This is a genomic window from Massilia atriviolacea, assembly GCF_003953935.1.
GTDB lineage: Bacteria > Pseudomonadota > Gammaproteobacteria > Burkholderiales > Burkholderiaceae_D > Telluria_A > Telluria_A atriviolacea.
Genome location: NZ_RXLQ01000025.1, coordinates 18,228 through 38,118, shown reverse-complemented (window position 1 = coordinate 38,118; position 19,891 = coordinate 18,228). Strand labels below are relative to the sequence as shown.

At 58.5% G+C, this 19,891-nt stretch carries 27 protein-coding genes and 2 pseudogenes; 26 read left to right on the top strand and 3 right to left on the bottom strand.

The features are described 5' to 3' along the window. The first annotated feature begins 9 nt into the window (after positions 1-9). From rpmC to rplQ, 20 genes are all read left to right on the top strand, one after another. Complete coding sequence (gene rpmC, locus EJB06_RS29235; RefSeq protein ID WP_054265828.1) at positions 10-201, top strand: 50S ribosomal protein L29; 192 nt, start codon at positions 10-12, stop codon at positions 199-201. Then, positions 198-470, top strand: a complete 273-nt coding sequence (gene rpsQ, locus EJB06_RS29230; RefSeq protein WP_054265829.1) for a 30S ribosomal protein S17 — start codon at positions 198-200, stop codon at positions 468-470. The genes rpmC and rpsQ overlap by 4 nt, the downstream gene beginning before the upstream one ends. 505 nt (positions 471-975) lie before the next feature. Next, positions 976-1,344, top strand: coding sequence for a 50S ribosomal protein L14 (rplN, locus tag EJB06_RS29225; protein ID WP_008444317.1), 369 nt, complete (start codon positions 976-978; stop codon positions 1,342-1,344). 9 nt (positions 1,345-1,353) lie between these two features. Then, on the top strand, positions 1,354-1,668 hold the full coding sequence (rplX, locus tag EJB06_RS29220) for a 50S ribosomal protein L24 (protein WP_099873836.1): 315 nt from the start codon (positions 1,354-1,356) through the stop codon (positions 1,666-1,668). 6 nt (positions 1,669-1,674) lie between these two features. Beyond that, positions 1,675-2,214 (top strand): 50S ribosomal protein L5, encoded by a 540-nt coding sequence (gene rplE / locus EJB06_RS29215; protein WP_126077551.1) that lies wholly within the window; start codon positions 1,675-1,677, stop codon positions 2,212-2,214. Positions 2,215-2,218: 4 nt separating this feature from the next. Continuing rightward, positions 2,219-2,524, top strand: coding sequence for a 30S ribosomal protein S14 (rpsN, locus tag EJB06_RS29210; protein WP_054265832.1), 306 nt, complete (start codon positions 2,219-2,221; stop codon positions 2,522-2,524). Between the two features lie 14 nt (positions 2,525-2,538). Continuing rightward, positions 2,539-2,934: a 30S ribosomal protein S8 gene (gene rpsH, locus EJB06_RS29205; protein ID WP_126077550.1), complete on the top strand. Its 396-nt coding sequence runs from the start codon at positions 2,539-2,541 to the stop codon at positions 2,932-2,934. Positions 2,935-2,944: 10 nt separating this feature from the next. Continuing rightward, a complete protein-coding gene (gene rplF, locus EJB06_RS29200) occupies positions 2,945-3,478 on the top strand; it encodes a 50S ribosomal protein L6 (protein WP_099873837.1) in 534 nt (177 codons plus the stop codon). Positions 3,479-3,489: 11 nt separating this feature from the next. Continuing rightward, on the top strand, positions 3,490-3,852 hold the full coding sequence (gene rplR, locus EJB06_RS29195) for a 50S ribosomal protein L18 (RefSeq protein WP_126077549.1): 363 nt from the start codon (positions 3,490-3,492) through the stop codon (positions 3,850-3,852). 12 nt (positions 3,853-3,864) lie between these two features. Continuing rightward, positions 3,865-4,383, top strand: coding sequence for a 30S ribosomal protein S5 (rpsE, locus tag EJB06_RS29190; RefSeq protein WP_054265836.1), 519 nt, complete (start codon positions 3,865-3,867; stop codon positions 4,381-4,383). Positions 4,384-4,393: 10 nt separating this feature from the next. Further along, positions 4,394-4,582, top strand: a complete 189-nt coding sequence (gene rpmD / locus EJB06_RS29185) for a 50S ribosomal protein L30 (protein ID WP_054265837.1) — start codon at positions 4,394-4,396, stop codon at positions 4,580-4,582. 28 nt (positions 4,583-4,610) lie between these two features. Then, entirely contained in the window at positions 4,611-5,042 is a 432-nt protein-coding gene (rplO, locus tag EJB06_RS29180; protein ID WP_126077548.1) for a 50S ribosomal protein L15, read from the top strand. Between the two features lie 32 nt (positions 5,043-5,074). Continuing rightward, on the top strand, positions 5,075-6,409 hold the full coding sequence (gene secY / locus EJB06_RS29175) for a preprotein translocase subunit SecY (RefSeq protein WP_126077547.1): 1,335 nt from the start codon (positions 5,075-5,077) through the stop codon (positions 6,407-6,409). A gap of 36 nt (positions 6,410-6,445) precedes the next feature. Further along, positions 6,446-6,664, top strand: a complete 219-nt coding sequence (gene infA / locus EJB06_RS29170) for a translation initiation factor IF-1 (RefSeq protein ID WP_005663428.1) — start codon at positions 6,446-6,448, stop codon at positions 6,662-6,664. A gap of 37 nt (positions 6,665-6,701) precedes the next feature. Next, complete coding sequence (gene rpmJ, locus EJB06_RS29165) at positions 6,702-6,815, top strand: 50S ribosomal protein L36 (protein ID WP_010394471.1); 114 nt, start codon at positions 6,702-6,704, stop codon at positions 6,813-6,815. Between the two features lie 28 nt (positions 6,816-6,843). After that, positions 6,844-7,209: a 30S ribosomal protein S13 gene (rpsM, locus tag EJB06_RS29160; RefSeq protein ID WP_054265840.1), complete on the top strand. Its 366-nt coding sequence runs from the start codon at positions 6,844-6,846 to the stop codon at positions 7,207-7,209. 12 nt (positions 7,210-7,221) lie between these two features. Then, positions 7,222-7,626: a 30S ribosomal protein S11 gene (gene rpsK / locus EJB06_RS29155; protein ID WP_008444339.1), complete on the top strand. Its 405-nt coding sequence runs from the start codon at positions 7,222-7,224 to the stop codon at positions 7,624-7,626. Positions 7,627-7,856: 230 nt separating this feature from the next. After that, entirely contained in the window at positions 7,857-8,480 is a 624-nt protein-coding gene (gene rpsD / locus EJB06_RS29150; RefSeq protein ID WP_126077546.1) for a 30S ribosomal protein S4, read from the top strand. A 199-nt stretch (positions 8,481-8,679) separates the two neighbouring features. Beyond that, positions 8,680-9,657: a DNA-directed RNA polymerase subunit alpha gene (locus EJB06_RS29145; protein ID WP_126077545.1), complete on the top strand. Its 978-nt coding sequence runs from the start codon at positions 8,680-8,682 to the stop codon at positions 9,655-9,657. Between the two features lie 142 nt (positions 9,658-9,799). Then, entirely contained in the window at positions 9,800-10,195 is a 396-nt protein-coding gene (gene rplQ, locus EJB06_RS29140; RefSeq protein WP_126077544.1) for a 50S ribosomal protein L17, read from the top strand. A 69-nt stretch (positions 10,196-10,264) separates the two neighbouring features. On the opposite strand, the gene EJB06_RS29135 is transcribed toward rplQ, so the two are convergent. Next, entirely contained in the window at positions 10,265-11,224 is a 960-nt protein-coding gene (locus EJB06_RS29135) for a LysR family transcriptional regulator (RefSeq protein ID WP_126077543.1), read from the bottom strand. 93 nt (positions 11,225-11,317) lie between these two features. Here EJB06_RS29135 and EJB06_RS29130 point away from each other — a divergent pair, with 93 nt between their 5' ends. The 5 genes and pseudogenes from EJB06_RS29130 to EJB06_RS29115 all read left to right on the top strand — a co-directional run bounded on the left by EJB06_RS29130 (position 11,318) and on the right by EJB06_RS29115 (position 16,490). Next, the gene (locus tag EJB06_RS29130; RefSeq protein WP_126077542.1) at positions 11,318-12,250 is read left to right on the top strand and encodes a sodium-dependent bicarbonate transport family permease; all 933 of its coding nucleotides are present in this window, start codon (positions 11,318-11,320) and stop codon (positions 12,248-12,250) included. Between the two features lie 304 nt (positions 12,251-12,554). Further along, entirely contained in the window at positions 12,555-13,094 is a 540-nt protein-coding gene (locus EJB06_RS29125; RefSeq protein ID WP_126077541.1) for a hypothetical protein, read from the top strand. Further along, positions 13,075-15,756: pseudogene (locus EJB06_RS33015) on the top strand (calcium-binding protein); the annotation flags it as partial. The gene EJB06_RS29125 and the pseudogene EJB06_RS33015, both read left to right, overlap by 20 nt. A 215-nt stretch (positions 15,757-15,971) precedes the next feature. After that, a pseudogene (locus EJB06_RS33155) lies at positions 15,972-16,082 on the top strand (hypothetical protein); the annotation flags it as partial. 57 nt (positions 16,083-16,139) lie between these two features. Beyond that, positions 16,140-16,490 carry a calcium-binding protein gene (locus EJB06_RS29115; protein WP_229427345.1) on the top strand — a complete coding sequence of 117 codons (351 nt, stop codon included), beginning with the start codon at positions 16,140-16,142 and terminating at the stop codon, positions 16,488-16,490. 240 nt (positions 16,491-16,730) lie between these two features. Here the strand turns inward: EJB06_RS29115 and EJB06_RS29110 are convergent, their stop codons facing one another. Beyond that, on the bottom strand, positions 16,731-16,976 hold the full coding sequence (locus EJB06_RS29110; RefSeq protein WP_126077538.1) for a hypothetical protein: 246 nt from the start codon (positions 16,974-16,976) through the stop codon (positions 16,731-16,733). Between the two features lie 220 nt (positions 16,977-17,196). Here EJB06_RS29110 and dsbD point away from each other — a divergent pair, with 220 nt between their 5' ends. After that, positions 17,197-19,035: a protein-disulfide reductase DsbD gene (gene dsbD, locus EJB06_RS29105; RefSeq protein WP_126077537.1), complete on the top strand. Its 1,839-nt coding sequence runs from the start codon at positions 17,197-17,199 to the stop codon at positions 19,033-19,035. Positions 19,036-19,063: 28 nt separating this feature from the next. Here dsbD and EJB06_RS29100 read toward each other — a convergent pair whose 3' ends face one another. Beyond that, positions 19,064-19,744, bottom strand: a complete 681-nt coding sequence (locus EJB06_RS29100) for a hypothetical protein (RefSeq protein ID WP_229427344.1) — start codon at positions 19,742-19,744, stop codon at positions 19,064-19,066. Positions 19,745-19,891 lie beyond the last annotated feature (147 nt).

The following is a 19,891-nucleotide window of genomic DNA, read 5'->3' as shown; positions in this document are numbered from 1 at the left end:
GAGTCGTAAATGAAAGCAACAGAACTCCGCGGCAAAGACCAGGCAGCTCTCCAGAAAGAGCTGAATGACTTGTTGAAGGCACAGTTCGGCATGCGCATGCAAATCGCGACGCAGCAGCTGAGCAACACTTCGCAACTCAAGAAGGTACGCCGCGACATCGCGCGTGTGAAGACTGTCATGAACTCGAAGGAAGCCAAATGACCGAAACTACTAAAGTCGCCCTGAAGCGCACCTTGGTCGGTAAAGTGGTTTCCGACAAGATGGACAAGACTGTCACCGTCCTGATCGAGCGTCACGTCAAGCACCCGCTGTACGGCAAGATCATCATGCGTTCGAACAAGTATCACGCGCATGACGAGACCAACTCGGTCAAGACCGGCGATACGGTCGAGATCCAAGAAGGTCGCCCGATCTCGAAAACGAAGGCCTGGACTGTTACCCGCGTTGTGCAAGCAGCGCAGGTAATTTAATTANCCCGCGTTGTGCAAGCAGCGCAGGTAATTTAATTAGTTGCGGGACAGGGCGTGGTTCATCGCTTTCGCCCTGTCCTCAACTGATCAGATTGGTTGCGGGACAGGGCAGGATTCATCGCCTTGCCCTGTCCTCAACTGATCAGATTGGTTGCGGGACAGGGCGTGGTTCATCGCTTTCGCCCTGTCCTCAACTGACTAAAGTCTGACCAGTCAGGCAGCATCAGAAGTACCAGTAGTGCCGGATGGGGGTGTTGCATTTTTGTGCAGCAGCCAGCTTCCGGATAAAAGTTCTTGCGGGCCCGCCAGTATTATGTGATACTAGCGGGCTTCGTTCATGTAACGCCGCATTATTAGTCACCCCGGTGGCCGCGGCCTGCAACGAAAGTTTTTGGAAAGTCCATCACCCAATCAATCGACCCAGCAGGGGAGGTTGGCGGGACCAAGACTGACCGCAGGCCCACATTGTGGGGATTCTTCGGCTTAAGTTGGGAAAGAGAATACTATGATTCAAACTGAAAGCCGGCTCGAAGTAGCCGACAATACCGGTGCCAAGGAAGTCATGTGCATCAAGGTATTGGGCGGTTCCAAGCGCCGTTATGCTGGCATTGGCGACGTGATCAAGGTAACCGTCAAGGTTGCTGCGCCACGCGGCCGTGTCAAAAAAGGTGAAATTTATAACGCTGTGGTTGTGCGTACCGCTAAAGGTGTGCGCCGCCAAGACGGCTCCCTGGTGAAGTTCGACGGCAATGCTGCTGTTTTGCTCAACGCCAAGCTCGAGCCGATCGGTACCCGTATTTTTGGACCAGTCACGCGCGAACTGCGCACTGAAAAGTTCATGAAGATCGTGTCCCTGGCACCTGAAGTCCTGTAAGGAGTCGTAATGGATAAGATTCGTAAAAACGACGAAGTCATCGTTCTGACCGGGAAAGACAAGGGCAAGCGCGGTGTTGTTCAGCAACGTATCGATGCTGAGCATGTCGTGGTTGAAGGCGTCAACGTCGCTAAAAAAGCGACCAAGCCGAACCCAATGACCGGTGTAACTGGTGGTATCGTCGACAAGACAATGCCGATTCACGTGTCCAACGTTGCATTGTTCAATGCAGCGACTGGCAAGGCAGACCGCGTGGGCTTCAAAGACGTAGACGGCAAGAAAGTCCGCGTTTTCAAGTCCTCCGGCGAAGTAGTGAAGGTTTAAGACATCATGGCCCGTCTCCAAGCATTTTATAAAGATAAGGTCATTGCCGACCTGGTCGCCAAATTCGGCTACAAATCGGCAATGGAAGTCCCGCGCCTGACCAAGATCACCCTGAACATGGGTGTGGGTGAAGCCATCGCCGACAAGAAGGTCCTCGAGCACGCTGTCGCCGACCTGACCAAGATCGCCGGCCAGAAGCCAGTGACCACCAAGTCGCGCAAGGCAATCGCGGGTTTCAAGATCCGTGAAGGCTATCCGATCGGTACCATGGTCACCCTGCGCGGTGCCCGCATGTACGAATTCCTGGATCGTTTCATCACCGTGGCCCTGCCGCGCGTGCGTGACTTCCGTGGCGTCAATGGCCGTTCCTTCGATGGCCGTGGCAACTACAACATCGGTGTCAAGGAACAGATCATTTTCCCTGAAATCGAGTACGACAAGATTGACGCGTTGCGCGGTATGAATATCAGCATCACGACAACCGCTAAGACCGACGACGAAGCGAAAGCTCTGCTCGCCGCCTTTAAATTTCCGTTCAGAAACTGAGATCATGGCAAAACTAGCACTGATTAACCGCGAACAGAAGCGTGCAGACCTGGTGGAGAAATTCGCCCCGAAGCGTGCCGCTCTGAAAGCCATCATCGACGACCAGTCGAAGTCGGAAGAAGAACGTTATGAAGCCCGTCTGAAGTTGCAGGCTCTGCCGCGCAACTCGGCCCCGACCCGCCAGCGTAACCGCTGCGCCGTGACCGGCCGTCCACGTGGCACATTCCGTAAATTCGGTCTGGCCCGTATCAAGCTCCGTGAATTTGCCATGCGTGGTGAGATTCCGGGTATGACTAAAGCAAGCTGGTAATAGGAGAATAAGCAATGAGTATGAGCGATCCTATCGCCGATATGCTGACCCGCATTCGCAACGCACAAGGTGTTCAAAAGACGACCGTGGCCATGCCATCGTCGAAAGTTAAAGTAGCGATTGCCAACGTCCTCAAGGACGAGGGTTACATTGAAGATTTCGCCGTCACCGCAGCTGGTGGCAAGGCGGAACTGAAGATCGGTTTGAAGTATTACGTTGGCCGTCCAGTCATCGAGCGCTTAGAGCGCGTGTCCCGTCCGGGCCTGCGCGTCTACAAAGGCAAAGATGAAATCCCAACCGTGATGAATGGCCTGGGTGTGGCGATCGTGTCGACCCCGCAAGGCGTCATGACGGACCGCAAAGCACGCGCCACCGGTGTCGGCGGCGAAGTTATTTGCTACGTGGCTTAAGGAGTAGACGATGTCCCGAGTAGCTAAAATGCCGATCGCTGTCCCAGCTGGCGCCGATGTGGCGATCACTGCAGCAGCGATCACCGTCAAGGGCCCGCTGGGCACCATGACCCAGGCCCTGAACGGCCTGGTCAAAGTAGAAAACAACAATGGCACGCTGAGCTTCGACGTCGTCGACGACAGCCGTGAGTCGAACGCGATGTCCGGCACCCTGCGTGCCCTGGTCAACAATATGGTGACCGGCGTGACCAAAGGCTTCGAGAAGAAGCTGTCCCTGGTGGGCGTGGGCTACAAAGCCCAGGCTGCCGGCGACAAGCTGAACCTCTCGCTGGGTTTCTCGCACCCTGTCGTGCACTCGATGCCGGCCGGCGTGACTTGCGCCACCCCAACCCCGACCGAAATCATCATCAAGGGTATCGATCGTCAACAGGTTGGTCAGGTCGCTGCAGAAGTGCGCGCTTACCGCTCCCCTGAGCCTTACAAAGGCAAGGGCGTCCGCTATGTGGACGAAGTGGTTAAGCTTAAAGAAACCAAGAAGAAATAATAGGGCTGACCATGGACAAGAAAGAATCACGTCTGCGTCGTGGACGCCAGACCCGCATCAAGATCGCGGAACTGAAAGTAAATCGTCTGTCGGTACATCGTACCAACCAGCACATTTACGCCAACCTGATCAGCCCGGACGCGAAAGTCCTGGTCTCGGCCTCGACCGCCGAAGCCGAAGTTCGCGCCGAACTGGCAGGCAAGTCCGGCAAGGGTGGCAATGCCGCCGCTGCCGCCTTGATTGGCAAGCGCGTCGCCGAGAAAGCACTGAAAGCAGGGATTACCGAAGTTGCGTTCGACCGCTCCGGTTTCCGTTACCACGGCCGTGTGAAGGCGTTGGCAGAAGCCGCGCGTGAAGCCGGTCTGAAGTTCTAAGGAAGAATCGTCATGGCAAAAATGCAAGCGAAAATGCAAAGCGACAAGCCGGATGATGGCATGCGCGAAAAGATGATCGCGATCAACCGCGTGACCAAAGTGGTCAAGGGTGGTCGTATCATGGGTTTTGCAGCACTGACCGTTGTGGGCGACGGCGATGGCCGTATCGGCATGGGCAAGGGCAAATCGAAAGAAGTGCCGGTTGGCGTGCAGAAGGCAATGGAAGAAGCCCGTCGTAACCTGATCAAGGTTCCTCTGAAGAACGGTACTTTGCACCACACAGTAACCGGCCGTCACGGCGCATCGAAAGTAATGATGATGCCTGCCAAGCCTGGTACCGGCGTGATCGCGGGTGGCGCAATGCGCGCTATCTTCGAAGTAATGGGCGTAACCGATGTCGTGGCAAAATCCACGGGCTCGTCGAACCCTTACAACCTGGTCCGCGCTACCCTGGACGGTCTGTCGAAAATGAGTACTGCTTCCGATATCGCCGCCAAACGCGGCAAGTCGGTTGAAGACATTCTGGCTTAAGGCGGACAAAATGACACAAGCTACCAAAACAGTCAAAGTTCAGTTGGTCATGGGCTTGATCGGCACGCGCGAATCGCATCGCGCAACCGTGCGCGGTCTGGGCCTGCGTCGCGTCAACTCGGTTTCCGAGCTGGAAGACACCCCTTCGGTGCGCGGCATGATCAACAAAGTTTCGTACCTCGTTAAAGTTGTTTCGTAAGCCTTCGGGCTTGCGAACGGAGAAAACAATGGAATTGAATACAATTCAACCAGCTGAAGGCGCCAAGCATTACAAGCGCCGTGTAGGCCGCGGTATCGGCTCCGGCCTGGGCAAGACCTCCGGTCGTGGCCACAAGGGTCAGAAGTCGCGTTCGGGCGGTTTCCACAAGGTCGGCTTCGAAGGCGGTCAGATGCCTCTGCAGCGCCGTCTGCCTAAGCGTGGTTTCAAATCGCTGAACGCAACGTTCAAAGCTGAAGTGCGTCTGTCGGACCTGAACAACCTGGCGGTCGGCGATGTCGACATCCTGGTGCTCAAGCAGGCAGGCGTTCTGCAAGTGCTGGCGCGCGATGTGCGCGTGATCCTGTCCGGCGAGATCACCAAGGCGGTGAACCTCAAGGGCTTGAAAGTAACGGCAGGCGCGAAAGCGGCCATCGAAGCAGCTGGCGGCACGGTAGCGTAAGTTGCAGGCTAACAGCTTGATCGGAGCATAAATTGGCGACTAATTCACAACTTGGTAAAAGTGCAGCGGCCGGTTTCCCCTGGAGTCGGCTCTGGTTTTTGCTCGGCGCATTGGTCGTGTATCGTCTGGGTGCCCACGTCCCTGTTCCAGGGATTAACCCGGATGTACTGGCTGAGACGTTCAGCAGGAATCAAGGCGGCATCCTCGGCATGTTCAACATGTTCTCGGGTGGCGCGCTGGAGCGCGCAGCAGTTTTCGCTCTCGGTATTACGCCGTATATTTCGGCTTCGATCATCATGCAGCTGGCCGGCCTGGCAATTCCGGCCGTCGAGGCATTGAAGAAAGAAGGCGAATCCGGACGCCGCAAGATCACCCAGTACACGCGCTACTTTACCGTAGTGCTGGCACTGGTGCAGGCAACCTTCATCGCCATCGGCCTTGAAGCATTGCCCGGCCTGGTGATCGATCCTGGCATGGCTTTCCGTTTCGTGGCGGTCGTTTCGCTGCTGACCGGCACCATGTTCCTGATGTGGCTTGGCGAGCAGATTACCGAGCGTGGCCTGGGCAACGGCATTTCGATCATCATCTTTGCCGGCATTGCGGCTGGCCTGCCGTCGGCGCTGAGCAATCTGTTCCAGCTCGTGTCGAATGGTTCCATCAGCAGCCTGTCAGCGATTTTCATCATCTTGCTGGTTGGATTCGTTACTTTTGGTGTTGTTTTTGTCGAACGTGGCCAGCGCAAGATCCTGGTCAACTATGCGAAGCGCCAGGTTGGCAACAAAGTCGTTGGCGGTCAGACCAGCCACCTGCCTTTGAAGCTGAACATGGCCGGCGTGATCCCGCCGATCTTCGCATCGTCGATCATCTTGTTCCCGGCCACCATCGTGGACTGGTTCACGAAGGGCAAAGACGCCAGCACCCCGGTAGTCGGTTTCCTGAAAGACTTGGCAGCATCGATGGGGCCAGGCGAGCCTATCCATGCGCTGTTGTATGCAGTGGCAATCGTGTTTTTCTGTTTCTTCTATACGGCGCTGGTCTTTAACAGCAAGGAAACGGCGGATAACCTGAAGAAGAGCGGTGCCTTCGTGCCGGGGATTCGTCCCGGCGAGCAGACGGCGCGCTACATCGACAAGATCCTGATGCGCTTGACACTGGCCGGAGCGGTGTACATCACTTTAGTGTGCTTGTTGCCGGAATTTATGCAGGCCCGTTGGAAAGTGCCATTCTATTTTGGCGGTACTTCCCTGTTGATTATTGTGGTTGTCACCATGGACTTCATGGCTCAAGTACAAAACTACGTCATGTCGCAGCAATATGAATCGCTGCTGCGCAAGGCAAATTTCAAGGGCGGAATTCCGACGCGCTAACCGGCGGTTACCGCGAACCAGGAGTGTACAGACCGAATGGCAAAAGACGACGTCATACAAATGCAGGGCGAGATTCTTGAGAATCTCCCTAATGCAACGTTTCGAGTAAAGCTGGAAAACGGGCACGTGGTGCTCGGGCACATTTCGGGTAAAATGCGGATGAACTACATCCGCATCCTGCCCGGCGACAAAGTCACGGTGGAGTTGACGCCGTACGACTTGAGCCGGGCCCGTATTGTGTTCCGGACCAAGTAAATTTAAGTAATCAATCCGAACATAAGAGAGTGCAAATATGAAAGTTCTCGCATCAGTCAAGCGGATCTGCCGCAACTGCAAGATCATCAAGCGCAAAGGCGTCGTCCGCGTAATCTGCGTGGAACCGCGTCACAAGCAGCGTCAAGGTTAATTTAACGTTATTTATTGAGGAATAACGAATGGCACGTATTGCAGGGGTTAATATCCCCAATCATCAGCACACCGTCATCGGCCTCACGGCCATTTACGGTGTTGGCCGCCCGCGCGCACAGAAGATCTGCGCACAAACGGGTGTTGCGACCAACAAAAAGGTCAAGGACCTGGACGACAGCGAACTGGAAAAACTGCGTGATGCCGTCGGCACTTTCGTAGTCGAAGGCGATCTGCGTCGTGAACTGTCCATGAACATCAAGCGTTTGATGGATCTGGGTTGCTACCGCGGTATGCGTCATCGTAAAGGTCTGCCTTGCCGCGGCCAGCGTACACGCACCAACGCTCGTACTCGCAAGGGTCCGCGCAAGGCCGCACAATCGCTTAAGAAATAATAGGACAACACCATGGCTAAGCAACAAAGCAGCGCCGCAGCAGCGCGCGTTCGCAAAAAAGTTAAAAAGAACGTCGCTGAAGGCATCGCACATGTCCACGCATCGTTCAACAACACCATCATCACGATCACCGATCGCCAGGGCAACGCCCTGTCGTGGGCGACGTCCGGCGGTGCTGGCTTCAAGGGTTCGCGTAAATCGACCCCGTTCGCAGCGCAGGTTGCGGCAGAAGCAGCAGGCAAGGTCGCTGTCGAATGCGGCGTGAAGAACCTCGAAGTACGCATCAAGGGCCCAGGTCCTGGTCGTGAATCGGCTGTTCGCGCTTTGAACAACCTGGGTATCAAGATCACCGAAATCCAGGACGTGACGCCAGTGCCGCACAACGGCTGCCGTCCACCGAAGCGTCGTCGTATCTGATACGGCCCGCTGGCGACCGGAACCCCGTTTCCGGCCGTTCGTTGTAAATTAGTCGTTGATGATCGCCGGCGCAGTCCCCGAATAGGGTATACTGCCCGGCTGTTGTCGCCTGTCGCGGTTTTTCGCGCAGGCTTATTGTCAGCCACCGTCTGGCGCATTGCGCGTACGGACTAGCGCCTGGCCAGCATCGCAGGATGCCGCCGGGGCGTCATTATACTAAAGGAAATATTGTGGCACGTTATATCGGACCTAAAGCAAAACTGTCCCGCCGTGAAGGTACGGACCTGTTCCTCAAGAGCGCACGCCGTTCGCTCGATTCGAAATGCAAACTGGACGTCAAGCCAGGCCAGCACGGTGTCAAATCCGGCGCCCGTACCTCGGACTACGGCAACCAGCTGCGCGAAAAGCAAAAAGTCAAGCGCATGTACGGCGTCCTCGAGCGTCAGTTCCGCCGCTACTTCGCTGAAGCGAACCGCCGCAAGGGCAACACCGGCGAAGCGCTGCTGCGTTTGCTGGAAGCGCGTCTGGACAACGTCTGCTACCGCATGGGCTTCGGCTCGACCCGCGCCGAAGCGCGCCAGCTGGTCAGCCACAAGGCGTTCACCGTCAACGGTAACGTTGTGAACATCGCTTCGTACGCTGTCAAGACCGGCGACGTCATCGCTGTTCGCGAAAAGTCGAAGAAGCAAGTGCGTATCATCGAAGCGCTGTCGCTGGCTGAACAAGTCGGTATGCCTAGCTGGGTGTCGGTCGACTCGAAGAAAATGGAAGGCACCTTCCGTTCGTTCCCAGAGCGTAACGAGATCGCTAACGACGTCAACGAATCGCTGATCGTCGAACTGTACTCGCGTTAATCGACCACGCTGCGGGCGGCCTGGCTGCCCGCGCAATGGTCGTCCCGGCCGGTCCGGGAGCCAATTGTCGGCTTCCGCGACGTGGAAGCCGTCCCCGCGAAGGTGGGGAGCCAAGTTTCTCGCGCAAGCGAGAATTTTCATTTCTAATGCCATCAGCCTTATCGGTGTAATGAGCCGAGGGTATTGAAAAGGACATTTCATGCAAAACAGTCTGTTGAAGCCACGTATTATCGATGTCGAAACGCTCGGCGCCGGTCACGCCAAAGTCGTGATGGAGCCGTTCGAACGTGGCTATGGCCACACATTGGGTAATGCGTTGCGCCGCGTACTGCTGTCGTCGATGGTCGGCTACGCGCCAACCGAAGTGACGATCGCCGGCGTTGTCCATGAGTATTCGTCGCTGGACGGCGTGCAAGAAGACGTGGTCGACCTGTTGCTGAACCTGAAGGGCGTGGTCTTCAAAGTCCACAACCGCGATTCCGTCACGCTGACCCTGAAAAAGGAAGGCGAAGGCGCGATCCTGGCTTCCGACATCGACCTGCCGCATGACGTCGAACTGATCAATCCAGACCACGTGATTGCCCACCTGACCGCTGGCGGCAAGCTGGACATGCAGATCAAGGTCGAAAAAGGCCGTGGCTATGTGCCGGGCAACGTCCGCCGCCTGTCGGAAGACACCAACAAGACCATCGGCCGCATCATCCTGGACGCGTCGTTCTCGCCGGTGCGCCGCGTGTCCTACTTCGTCGAATCGGCCCGCGTCGAACAGCGTACCGACCTCGACAAGCTGGTGATCAACATCGAAACCAACGGCGTCATCACGCCGGAAGAAGCGATCCGTCAATCGGCGCGCGTGCTGGTCGATCAGCTGAACGTGTTTGCGGCGCTGGAAGGCACCGAAGCGGCTGCCGAAGCGCCGTCGCGCGCACCGCTGGTCGATCCGATCCTGCTGCGTCCGGTCGACGACCTGGAACTGACCGTGCGTTCGGCCAACTGCCTGAAAGCGGAAAACATCTACTACATCGGCGACCTGATCCAGCGTTCGGAAAACGAACTGCTCAAGACGCCGAACCTGGGCCGCAAGTCCCTGAACGAAATCAAGGAAGTGCTGGCATCGCGCGGCTTGACCTTGGGCATGAAGCTCGAAAACTGGCCACCAGCCGGCCTCGAGAAGTAATCGACGCGACAGCGTCGCCCCGCCCTTTGGGCGGAACGACTCCCCGCGCAGGCGGGGGTCACATTTTTTAATCAAGCTAGCAACCGGCCCGCGCTGAAAGGCGATCGAAGAGCTGGATTTAAACAACTCGAAAGGAATTACCATGCGTCACCGTCACGGCCTTCGCAAGCTGAATCGTACTTCGTCCCACCGTCTGGCAATGCTGCGCAACATGACCGTTTCCCTGCTGCGTCATGAAGCCATCAAAACCACCCTGCCGAAAGCCAAGGAACTGCGCCGCGTTATCGAGCCGATCCTGACCCTGGGCAAGACCGACACGCTGGCGAACAAGCGTCTGGCATTTTCCCGCCTGCGCGACCGCGAAATGGTGTTGAAGCTGTTCGCCGAACTCGGCCCACGTTACGCAAACCGCAACGGCGGCTACCTGCGTATCCTGAAAATGGGTTTCCGCGTTGGCGACAATGCACCAATGGCTTACGTTGAACTGCTGGACCGTCCAGAAGTCACCGAAGTTGAAGACGCACCAACCGCTGAGTAATCGGCGCGGTACGTAAAGAAAGCCAGGCTCAGCCTGGCTTTTTTTACGTCCTGTGGAAAGGTAATTGTCTCATCCGCCCTTGATGAAATCCTCCGCCACCTGTCCGATGTCGGGATAAATCCACTCCGCCTCGATGCAGTCGGCCGCGTGCTGGCCGATGAAGCGCACCAGCTCGCGCGCGGCGTACGGCAGGCGCCGGTCGCGCGGGGCCACCAGGTACCAGTTGCTTTCCAGCGGAAAGCCGTCGACATCGAGCACCGCCAGCCGCTCGCGCCCTTCCTGCAGGGTGTGCGCGGAAATCACCGACAAGCCCAGCCCCGAGGCCACGCTGAGGCGGATCGCTTCATTGCTTTCGATTTCCATGCTTTTCTCCAATCCCAGCCCGCGCCCGGACAGCCACGCTTCGAACATCATGCGGGTGGCCGAGCCGGGTTCGCGCATCAGGAAGCGCTCGCCGGCCAGGCGCGCGAAGGGCAGGCCGGCCAGCCCGGCCGCCCAGTGCCCTAGCGGCGCGATCAGCTGCAAGGGATTCTTGAGCATGCGCGCGCTGCGGACCGACGGGCCGCTCGGCGGATGGCTGAAGAGATACAGGTCGTCTTCGCGCTTGTCGAAGCGCTCCAGCACGCGCGCCCGGTTGGCCACGCTCAAGCGCACCTCGACGTTCGGATAGTGGGCCGCAAACGGCCCCAGCAGGCGCGGCAGCACGTACTGGGCGGTGGTGACCACGCAGATGCGCACATGCCCGGCATGGCCGTCGCGGGCCCGTTCCAGGAAGCCGGCAAAGTCGTCGAAGCGGTCCAGCACGTCGCAGGCTGCCTTGTACAGCTCGCGTCCGGCCAGGGTCGGCTCCATGCGCGCTGCGCTGGCATCGAACAAAGGTTCGCCCACCGCCTCGGCCAGCCGCTTGAGCTGCAGCGACACGGTCGGCTGGGTCAGGTGCAGCGCGCGCGCCGCCGCCGACACGCTGGCGCAACGCACCACCTCCACATAGACCTGCAAGAGCCGGAAACTCAGGTGACGCACATGCATTGACGATCCTCTATGGCTGGTGCTTGAACAATTTATTATCCAATATACGTAACTTTTGGCAAACTCGCCAGCCTGTCTTTTGCCGGAGTGCATATGTTGGATATCGTCATTGCTTTTTTTGCGCTCGGCCTGGCAGCCGGGCTGGTCAAGTCGGACCTGAAGGTTCCTGTCGCCATCTACGACACCCTGGCCATCCTGCTGATGCTGGTGCTGGGCCTGAAAGGCGGCATGGCCCTGCACGGCGCGATGAGCGCGGCCCTGCTGCCGGAATTGCTGGCGGTGGCGGGGCTCGGCCTGCTGCTGCCGCTGCTGTGCTACCCGGTGCTGCGCCGTCTGGTGCGCCTGTCGGCCGACGACGCCAGCAGCGTCGCCGCCCATTACGGCTCGGTCAGCGCCGGCACCTTCGCGGTGGTGGTGGCCCTGGCCGAGCGCTCCGGCCTGGCGCTGGCGCCGCAGACCACGCTCTACCTGGTGATGCTGGAACTGCCGGCGATCGTGCTGATGCTGCTGTGGCAGCGCCATCTGAGCGGGCGCGACGGCGGCACGCGTGTCTTGTGGGAAGCGCTGACCAGCCGCGGGGTGCTGCTGCTCGGCGGCGGCGTGCTGATCGGCTACCTGTACGGCCCGGTCGGGCTGGCGCCCCTGAAACCGGTGCTGATCGACGGCTTCAAGACCATGCTCTCGCTCTACCTGCTGGAAATGGGCTTGTGCACCGCGCGCAGCATCGCGGCCTCGTCGCCGCTGCGTCACTGGCGCCTGATGGCGTTCGCGGCGCTGGCGCCGTTCGCCCTGGCCTGGGCCGGGATCGCCGTCGCGCTGTTGCTGCGATTGCCCGAAGGCAGCGCCCTGGTGCTGGCCGCGCTGGCCGCCAGCGCCTCCTACATCGCCGCGCCGGCGGCGATCCGCAGCGCCATTCCGAATGCCGACCTGGGCCTTGCCACCCTAGCCACCCTGGGCATCACGTTCCCGGTCAACGTGCTGGCGGGGCTGCCGGTGTACCAGCGCTGGGTGCACTATTTCTACTGACGGGTGACGTTTTGCGAGCTGACGTGACGCGCCGATGTGTCTGCCAGTGTATCGACTAACTCATCGGGATGAGGATGCTGCGATGTGCTGTGTATGCGCCTGCAAGTCAGAAACAATCTGGCTTCTACACTACTTGGACCACTTCGCGGGCAACGTGCCCGTGTCTGCAAAAATTATCATTTATTCATGAAAAACATGCTGATTTATATTTTTAAAATATTAATATTTTTGTAAAAATGTGCGCTAGAATGCTTTGTATTTATCGTGTATTTTCGACATTATTCCAGAACAGAATCCTGCTCCGATGCATCAAGCTCCGCGCGCCATATTTTCCCCTCTGATCAGCAAACGTACTGCCGGCCTGGTGGTGTTGGCGGTCGCTGTTTTTCTTGCATGCATAATTTTGTTCCTCCCACAGAACGCCGACCTGTCGTGGATTTACCTGACGCCCGATGCCTTGGCGATGAGTCAACGAAGTTATTTTCCCTCGTCATTGGCGTTGGCCTATTCGTGCGCCATTTATGGCGGAGTCGCAAGCGCGCTGCTCACTTCGTTCGCCGAAGGGGATCTGCGTGCCCTATCGATGATCCGACAGAAGCATACGCCTGGCTGGCGTTTTCTGAGTGATCTCTTTGTTGTGATTTTTGTTTTGCTATTGCTGACGATCGAGTTTAGTAATTATGCCGCAATCGTGCTGCGTATAGATCTCGCCATCTCGACCAATAAATTCTTCGCAATCCTGTGGGTTGAAGGATTGTTTGGGTTTATCTACACAGGGTTAATCGTTTGTTTTTTTGATCTCGCGGAACTCATAAGGAAAAAATATGCAGGCAAACAACGTTAGTGCGATGGTCGTCGTGGCAAATAACAAGGATGAAGATGGCGGGATCGATCTCCTTGGATACTGGACAGGTATCACAGCCGCAATTTCCACATCGTTAACGCCGGTTGCTGAAACCGCCACTGAAGCGGCTGCGCGTAATGCCGGAGTCGGCCGCGCAATGACAGATCTAGCCGCGGATTATGCGAGCAGCCTGGCGAGGCTGGCCAGCGGTGTGGGCAATCCGGCGGAGCGCGAGGCTCTGCAGGCTGTCGCGGGGGAGATTCAGCAGGCAATCGACAATATCCGTTCCACAGGTACATCCGCTTACACTAGCGCTGGAGAGGCTGTTGTCACTGCCGCGCGTGCGAGCACCAAGGTCGTATTGGCAGAGTACGGGGGGGCGGCGGTTGATCTCGTCGATCTCACTATCAAGATTGTGGATGCTATCGATAGCGGCGATTGGAATGACGTAGGTGGCTCGGCTGCGGGGATTGGCGCTGCCGCGGTCGCCGGGGTGATTGCTGGCGCAGCGGTTGCGGCGGTCGCGACGTTTTTTGGCATAGCCGGACTGCCGGTTGTCGCCGCAACTTTCGTCATTGCTGGAGCGGCTGCCTATGGCGCCGCGAAATTGGGGCCGACCATCTTCGACGGCTGGAGCCTGATTTTGAATGGTGCAGGTAGCCTGATTAGTGATGCATTCGAATTCGCCCAACGCTTCCTGCGCGATCCGCTGATTCTGGATCTTGACGGCGATGGCCTCGAGACGCTGAGTCCCAGTGAGTCGGGTGTGCTTTTCGATCACAATGGCAGTGGTGTTAAAACCAGCAGTGGCTGGATCAAGAGCGACGACGGATTTCTGGTGTTTGATCGTAACGGTAATGGGACGATTGACAGTGGCCGTGAGCTGTTCGGCGACGCCACCGCATTATATGCCGGTGGCACGGCCGTCGATGGCTTCGACGCGTTGCGGCAGGAAGACAGCAATGGCGACAATAAAGTGAGCAGTGCAGATAGCAACTGGTCGCAGTTGCGAATCTGGCGCGATCTTAACAAAGACGGCCACTCTCAGAGTGATGAATTGTTCACGCTGGCCGACGCAGGCGTTGCTGCTATCAACGTCGGCAAGACCGAAAATAACGTGATGTTGGCAAATGGCAATCAGCTTGCCGACCTGGGCTCCTTCATCCGAACTGACGGCGCGCGCGGCACTTTGGCTGGTACCAGTATCGTTGCTGACATCAACCTTGCCCAAGATACTTATCATAGCCAGTTTTCGGACGAGATTCCAATTGATACGGATCTTAAATCGATGCCGGAAATTGAAGGAGTGGGATTGGTTCGAGATTTGCGCCAGGCCGCAAGCATGGACAGCTCAGCAGGATCGGCGCTCAAGGCGGCCTTGCTTGCGTTTGTGGGCGCAAACAGTGTTGAGCGCTTTGCACTTGTGGATGCGATTCTGCTTGCATGGGCGGATACGTCGACATTGATCGGGCATATGCAGGACCGTCAGCCGAGCACGACAAAAGTAGTCTGGTCGAATGCCAGCGTGCGCGCCGAATGGGAAGGCAAGCTACACATTCTTGAGGCCTTCAATGGCCGCTACTTCTTCAAACTACCTGGTGAAGCCCATCCAGGCGCGCCAACTGGATTAAGTCTTGGTGCAGCGGACACCAACGGCATGCGCACCGCGACGGTCAATATGCCGGAGGGCCAGATACGTCGATTGCAGGATGCCTACGAAAACTTGAAGGAGGCTGTTTATTCCGCCCTGATTGCGCCAGAGATTATGCAAAATTATCTCGGCCTGATCGACGTTCAAGCTGAGAATGACGGGCTGAACTTCGATTTCACTGCGATGAATGCTGCACTGGATGCGGAATTCCTGAAGGACCCTGCCGCAGGATTGGCGGATGTCTTAAATTTGGCTCGTTACGCTAACGCGCAGCTGGTTGAAACCGGTTACGATATTTGGACAAAGCTCGAGACGGCGGCCAGGAGTGGCGGCACGTCTGCGGCAACCCTGGACGCGCTGAACATCAGGATTTCGGGCGGGAATAACGACACGGTGGCGGGAACGGCATTCAGCGACGTCTTGTATGGCGGGTCCGGAAATGATTCGCTTTCTGGACAGGCGGGCAATGATGTTCTTGCCGGCGATGCGGGAAATGACACATTAGCTGGAGGACTGGGCAACGATATCTATCTGTTTAATCCAGGCGACGGTCTTGACCGGGTGGAGGAAGGTGTTCTTGCGGGCGAAGATACATTGCAGCTTGGAATCGACATTAACGCGGCATCGATTCAAGTATTACGCCAGAATTTAGACTTGACGTTAAAGGTGAATGCAGTCGATAGCGTTACAATTGCGGATTATTTCAAGCAAGGTTCAATTGAAAAAATCGTGTTTTCAAATGGCTTGAGTTGGGATTTTCAGGAGGTGATGCGACGGACTATCTATACGGGTTCGAGCGGAAATGATGAGCTGTACGGCTTGGCGACCGTCGGAAATAAAATCGATGGGATGGAAGGCAATGACCGCCTGTATGGTGGCGAAAAAAATGATAGTTTGCAGGGCAGCGCGGGAATTGATCAGTTGCGCGGCTATGTCGGCGACGACACCCTGCATGGCGGCACTGGCAGCGACACCCTGGATGGCGCAAGTGGAGATGATACCTATATCTTCGAGCTGGGCGATGGAAACGACACGGTGTTCGACAGCGGTGTGGCCCACAATAAGGACAAAGTGCAGTTCGGCGCGGGCATTGCAGCGGGTGGCGTGACCTTGAACCGCAGCGGGTCCGATCTGATCCTGCTGGTCAATGCGACCGACAAGCTCACCCTGAAGAGCTATGCGGATTCCCCGTCGTACAGGATTGAATCGATCGCTTTCNCGACACCTTGTCCGGGCAGAGCAAGGCCGATGTACTGCTCGGCGGTGGCGGAAACGATCAGTTGCGCGGCTATGTGGGCGACGACACCCTGCATGGCGGCAGCGGCAGCGACACCCTGGATGGCGCCAGCGGAAACGATACCTATATCTTCGAGCTGGGCGATGGAAGCGACACGGTGTTCGACAGCGACTCGGCCCTCAATAATGACAAAGTGCAGTTCGGCGCGGGCATTGCAGCGGGTGGCGTGACCTTGAACCGCAGCGGGTCCGATCTGATCGTGCTGGTCAATGCGACAGACAAGCTCACCCTGAACAAGTATTTTGATTCCTCGTCGTATCGAATTGAATCGATCGCTTTCGCTGATGGAACCGCGTGGAGTCCTGCAACTGTGGCAACGCTACTGACATCCAGTATGACGACGCCTGAAAATCCATACGGAACGGTGAGCGAATCAGCGGTCAGGGACGCGAGCTCCATGATCAGTTTAATTGGCCAGCCAGATCCCCTAGCCGTTTATTGTGGATAAAGGCTGAGTTAGTTGAGCAGGCGAATTCGAAATCCGGCCTTCACCATTCGGTCAGCTGTCGAGCGCTGTGCGACGGTAATGGGGGACGGGGTGACGTTGCGCAGTCCCGCAGCGTGGCCGATTGCATGCTGGACTTGGCGATGTGCCTGTTGTCCAGCGTTGCGCGGACTTGAAGATCAGTCAGGCATTCTGCGTCCTCGATCGCTTCGGATGGATTGAACGGAGCGTTATTCGTGTTTTTTACAATGGTGTACCGGGAATCGGGCTGTCCGCGCCTGTTGTGAGCATGTTTTCATGCCAGTCCCACTTTTCGTCGGCCAGCCAGGCGAACCTCGCTTTTTCTGCCAGAGACGCCAGCGCTGTCAATGGAATGTCATAACGTCGAAACAGGGCAATCAATTCCCACAGCGCTTCGCGGCCAAGCCGCTTTTGAACGAGGGTCACTTCCAGCTGGCGCGCAATTCCGCGGCAGCCGGAGACCGCCATATTGTCTCTCCATCCCTGGAAGAAGCGCCGTTCGTCTCCCGTGGAACAGCTTTATATGGTCCTTGCCAAGCTGGCATTTTGTTGTACCGACAGCGTTCCCGCATGCAGCACCGGACGGCACCGAGCGGGGGGGTGCATTATAGGCCTCGGCCATGCCCCGCCGCAGACGGGAACGCTTCCCCGGGTGTACTATTCGGCTTCGCATCCCGCTAAGGAAGTCATGTTTGCCTTTTCGTCGAAAGCGCCGGCCCAGGCCCTCGCGCTGTTTCTGCTTGCCCTCGCATTCCTGTTCGGCGCCCCCGCGCGCGCCGAAGAAGATTACCTGGCCCCCGAGGTGGCGTTCAAATTCTCGGCGCGCATGCTCGATCCCCAAACCGTCGCCGTCACCTACGACATCGCCGACGGCTACTATATGTACCGCGAGCGCTTCAAGTTCACCGCCGACAATGCCACCCTCGGCGCCCCGGTCATCCCGCCCGGCAAGATCAAGTTCGACGAAACCTTCCAGAAGGATGTCGAAACCTACCGCAAACGCGTCACCATCACCATCCCGGTCGAGTCTTCCGGCATGTTCACCCTGACCGCCTCCTCGCAGGGCTGCGCCGACGCCGGCCTGTGCTACGCGCCGCAGGACGCCGTCGCCCGCCTGGTCGGTTCCGGCGGCTCCTCGCCCGTGCCCGGCATGAAACCCGGCATCAGCATTCCGGGCGCCATGCAACCGATGCAAGCGATGCAAGAGAGCGGCAACCCGGCCATCCTCGACAAACCGGCCAGCGTCCCCGCCAGCGCCGCCCCCGCCGCGGCCAGCGGCGACGGCGCCGCGCTGCTCGGCGGCGGCAAGCTGTGGCTGATCGTTCCGGCCTTTATCGTCTTCGGCCTCGGCCTGTCCTTCACCCCCTGCGTGTTGCCGATGGTGCCGATCCTGGCGTCGATCATCGTGGGCGAGGGCGCCACCACCACGCGCGCGCGCGGCTTCATCCTGGCGCTGGCGTATTCGCTGGGCATGGCCCTGGTCTATACCGCGCTCGGCGTGGTCGCCGGCCTGATGGGCGAAGGCCTGGCCGCCGAGCTGCAAAAGCCGTGGATCCTGATCGGCGTCGGCATCATGATCGTCGGCCTGTCGCTGTCGATGTTCGGCGTCTATGAACTGCAAGTACCCACTTTCCTGCAAAGCCGCCTGTCCAGCGCGTCCGACCGCCAGTCGGCCGGCAAGCTGGCCGGGGTGTTCGTCATGGGCGCCATTTCGGCGCTGATCGTCGGCCCCTGCGTGGCGGCGCCGCTGGCCGGTGCCCTGACCTTCATCTTCCAGACCCGCGACGGCCTCATCGGCGGCGTGGCCCTGTTCTCGCTGGCGGCGGGCATGAGCATTCCGCTGCTGCTGGTCGGCCTGTCGGCCGGTTCCTTGCTGCCGCGTACAGGCGGCTGGATGAGCAAGGTCAAGAAATTTTTCGGCGTGTCGATGCTGGGCATGGCGCTGTGGATTACTTCGCCTGTGTTGCCGCCGCTGCTGCAGATGCTGCTCTGGAGCGCGCTCCTGCTCGGCTACGGCATCCATCTGCTGCGCGATACCCGCCACTGGGCCGCGATGGCGCTCGGCGCCGCCTTCGCCATTCTGGGCGCGCTGCAACTGGTGGGCCTGGCCACGGGCGGGCGCGATCCGCTGGCGCCGCTGGCCCACCTGGGCGTGGGCGGCCAGCAGCATGGGCTGGCGTTTACCCGCATCAAGACCGTGGCCCAGCTCGACGCCGCGCTGGCGCAAAACGCCGGCAAGACCGCGATGCTCGATTTTTATGCCGATTGGTGTGTGTCCTGCAAGGAAATGGAAAAGCTGACCTTCGTCGATGCCCGCGTCAAGCAGCAACTGGCCAATACCCTGCTGTTGCAGGTGGACGTGACCGCCAACGATGCCGACGACAAGGCCATGCTCAAGCGCTTCGGCCTGTTCGGGCCGCCGGGCATCATCCTGTTCGACAAGCGCGGCCAGGAAATCGCCGGCAGCCGCGTCATCGGCTATCAGAATGCGGACAAGTTCACGGCCTCGCTGCAGAAGTTGAACTGAGCTTGAACTGAGCTTGAACCGAGGCGTCTTACGGCAGCGTGAAGTCGTCGTGCTCGGGCGGGCCGCCCAGCAGTTCGTCGAGACGGCCGCGCAGGCTGCGCGCCATCTCGCTGCCCTTGGCCTTGAGCACCGCTTCCAGGTACTGCAGGCGCAGCGCGCGGAAGTCGTCCACGTTGCCGCACTTTTCCACCTTGAGCTGCAACATGATGCCGCGCAGCCCGATCGTGCTCTTGATGGTCTGGTTGTAGAAATCGTACAGGTGGCGAAAGCGCGTGGCGTCGTCGAGCTGGCTTTCTGCCAGCGCTTGCGGCGACTGCACGGGAGCGCTTGGCGCCCGCGGCACCGGGACCGGGACCGGGGCCGGGACCGGGGAATCCTCGGGCAGGTCGGCTTCCTGATGGGCGCCCTCGACGCCGGCCGCGCGCCGCGCGATCTGGCGCGCCCGCGCCGACATCGGCAGCTTCGACGGCGGTCCCGCCGCCGGTTCCGGTTCGGACCCGCTGGCAAGGTAGATATAGCCTTCGTGCAGCAATTCCTTGACGCTATCTTCGGTCACGCCCACGCCGGCAAAATTGCGCAGCAAATCGTCCAGCGAATGGCGGCCGTCGATCATCACCAGCAAGGTGCGCAGGCGTGACGCCAGCTGGTGCTTACGTGTAGATATTTCTTCCCGACCCTTGTCGGTCTTGTCGTACACCATCGCGCTCATATTGCCCCCGGATTGTGTTTTTTGATGCCGCAGCCGGAAACTGGTTTGGGATTGCCGCGCGGATAGATTTTCCTCAGGATACACCACGTACCACGTTGTGAGAATGCCGTAGCGCCTTTATTTGAGGCAGCGGGCAACAAGTGCGGT

Coding starts and splice junctions, on each gene's coding strand:
- EJB06_RS29135 (WP_126077543.1), bottom strand. CDS start 11,224: ATGCATGTGCGTCACCTGAGTTTCCGGCTCTTGCAGGTCTATGTGGAG.
- rpsK (WP_008444339.1), top strand. CDS start 7,222: ATGGCTAAGCAACAAAGCAGCGCCGCAGCAGCGCGCGTTCGCAAAAAA.
- rplF (WP_099873837.1), top strand. CDS start 2,945: ATGTCCCGAGTAGCTAAAATGCCGATCGCTGTCCCAGCTGGCGCCGAT.
- rplN (WP_008444317.1), top strand. CDS start 976: ATGATTCAAACTGAAAGCCGGCTCGAAGTAGCCGACAATACCGGTGCC.
- rpsM (WP_054265840.1), top strand. CDS start 6,844: ATGGCACGTATTGCAGGGGTTAATATCCCCAATCATCAGCACACCGTC.
- rpsH (WP_126077550.1), top strand. CDS start 2,539: ATGAGTATGAGCGATCCTATCGCCGATATGCTGACCCGCATTCGCAAC.
- EJB06_RS29125 (WP_126077541.1), top strand. CDS start 12,555: ATGCATCAAGCTCCGCGCGCCATATTTTCCCCTCTGATCAGCAAACGT.
- rplO (WP_126077548.1), top strand. CDS start 4,611: ATGGAATTGAATACAATTCAACCAGCTGAAGGCGCCAAGCATTACAAG.
- rplE (WP_126077551.1), top strand. CDS start 1,675: ATGGCCCGTCTCCAAGCATTTTATAAAGATAAGGTCATTGCCGACCTG.
- dsbD (WP_126077537.1), top strand. CDS start 17,197: ATGTTTGCCTTTTCGTCGAAAGCGCCGGCCCAGGCCCTCGCGCTGTTT.
- rpmJ (WP_010394471.1), top strand. CDS start 6,702: ATGAAAGTTCTCGCATCAGTCAAGCGGATCTGCCGCAACTGCAAGATC.
- EJB06_RS29110 (WP_126077538.1), bottom strand. CDS start 16,976: ATGGCGGTCTCCGGCTGCCGCGGAATTGCGCGCCAGCTGGAAGTGACC.
- EJB06_RS29100 (WP_229427344.1), bottom strand. CDS start 19,744: ATGAGCGCGATGGTGTACGACAAGACCGACAAGGGTCGGGAAGAAATA.
- rpmC (WP_054265828.1), top strand. CDS start 10: ATGAAAGCAACAGAACTCCGCGGCAAAGACCAGGCAGCTCTCCAGAAA.
- rplR (WP_126077549.1), top strand. CDS start 3,490: ATGGACAAGAAAGAATCACGTCTGCGTCGTGGACGCCAGACCCGCATC.
- rplQ (WP_126077544.1), top strand. CDS start 9,800: ATGCGTCACCGTCACGGCCTTCGCAAGCTGAATCGTACTTCGTCCCAC.
- infA (WP_005663428.1), top strand. CDS start 6,446: ATGGCAAAAGACGACGTCATACAAATGCAGGGCGAGATTCTTGAGAAT.
- rpsN (WP_054265832.1), top strand. CDS start 2,219: ATGGCAAAACTAGCACTGATTAACCGCGAACAGAAGCGTGCAGACCTG.
- rpsQ (WP_054265829.1), top strand. CDS start 198: ATGACCGAAACTACTAAAGTCGCCCTGAAGCGCACCTTGGTCGGTAAA.
- rpsE (WP_054265836.1), top strand. CDS start 3,865: ATGGCAAAAATGCAAGCGAAAATGCAAAGCGACAAGCCGGATGATGGC.
- EJB06_RS29145 (WP_126077545.1), top strand. CDS start 8,680: ATGCAAAACAGTCTGTTGAAGCCACGTATTATCGATGTCGAAACGCTC.
- rpmD (WP_054265837.1), top strand. CDS start 4,394: ATGACACAAGCTACCAAAACAGTCAAAGTTCAGTTGGTCATGGGCTTG.
- rplX (WP_099873836.1), top strand. CDS start 1,354: ATGGATAAGATTCGTAAAAACGACGAAGTCATCGTTCTGACCGGGAAA.
- EJB06_RS29130 (WP_126077542.1), top strand. CDS start 11,318: ATGTTGGATATCGTCATTGCTTTTTTTGCGCTCGGCCTGGCAGCCGGG.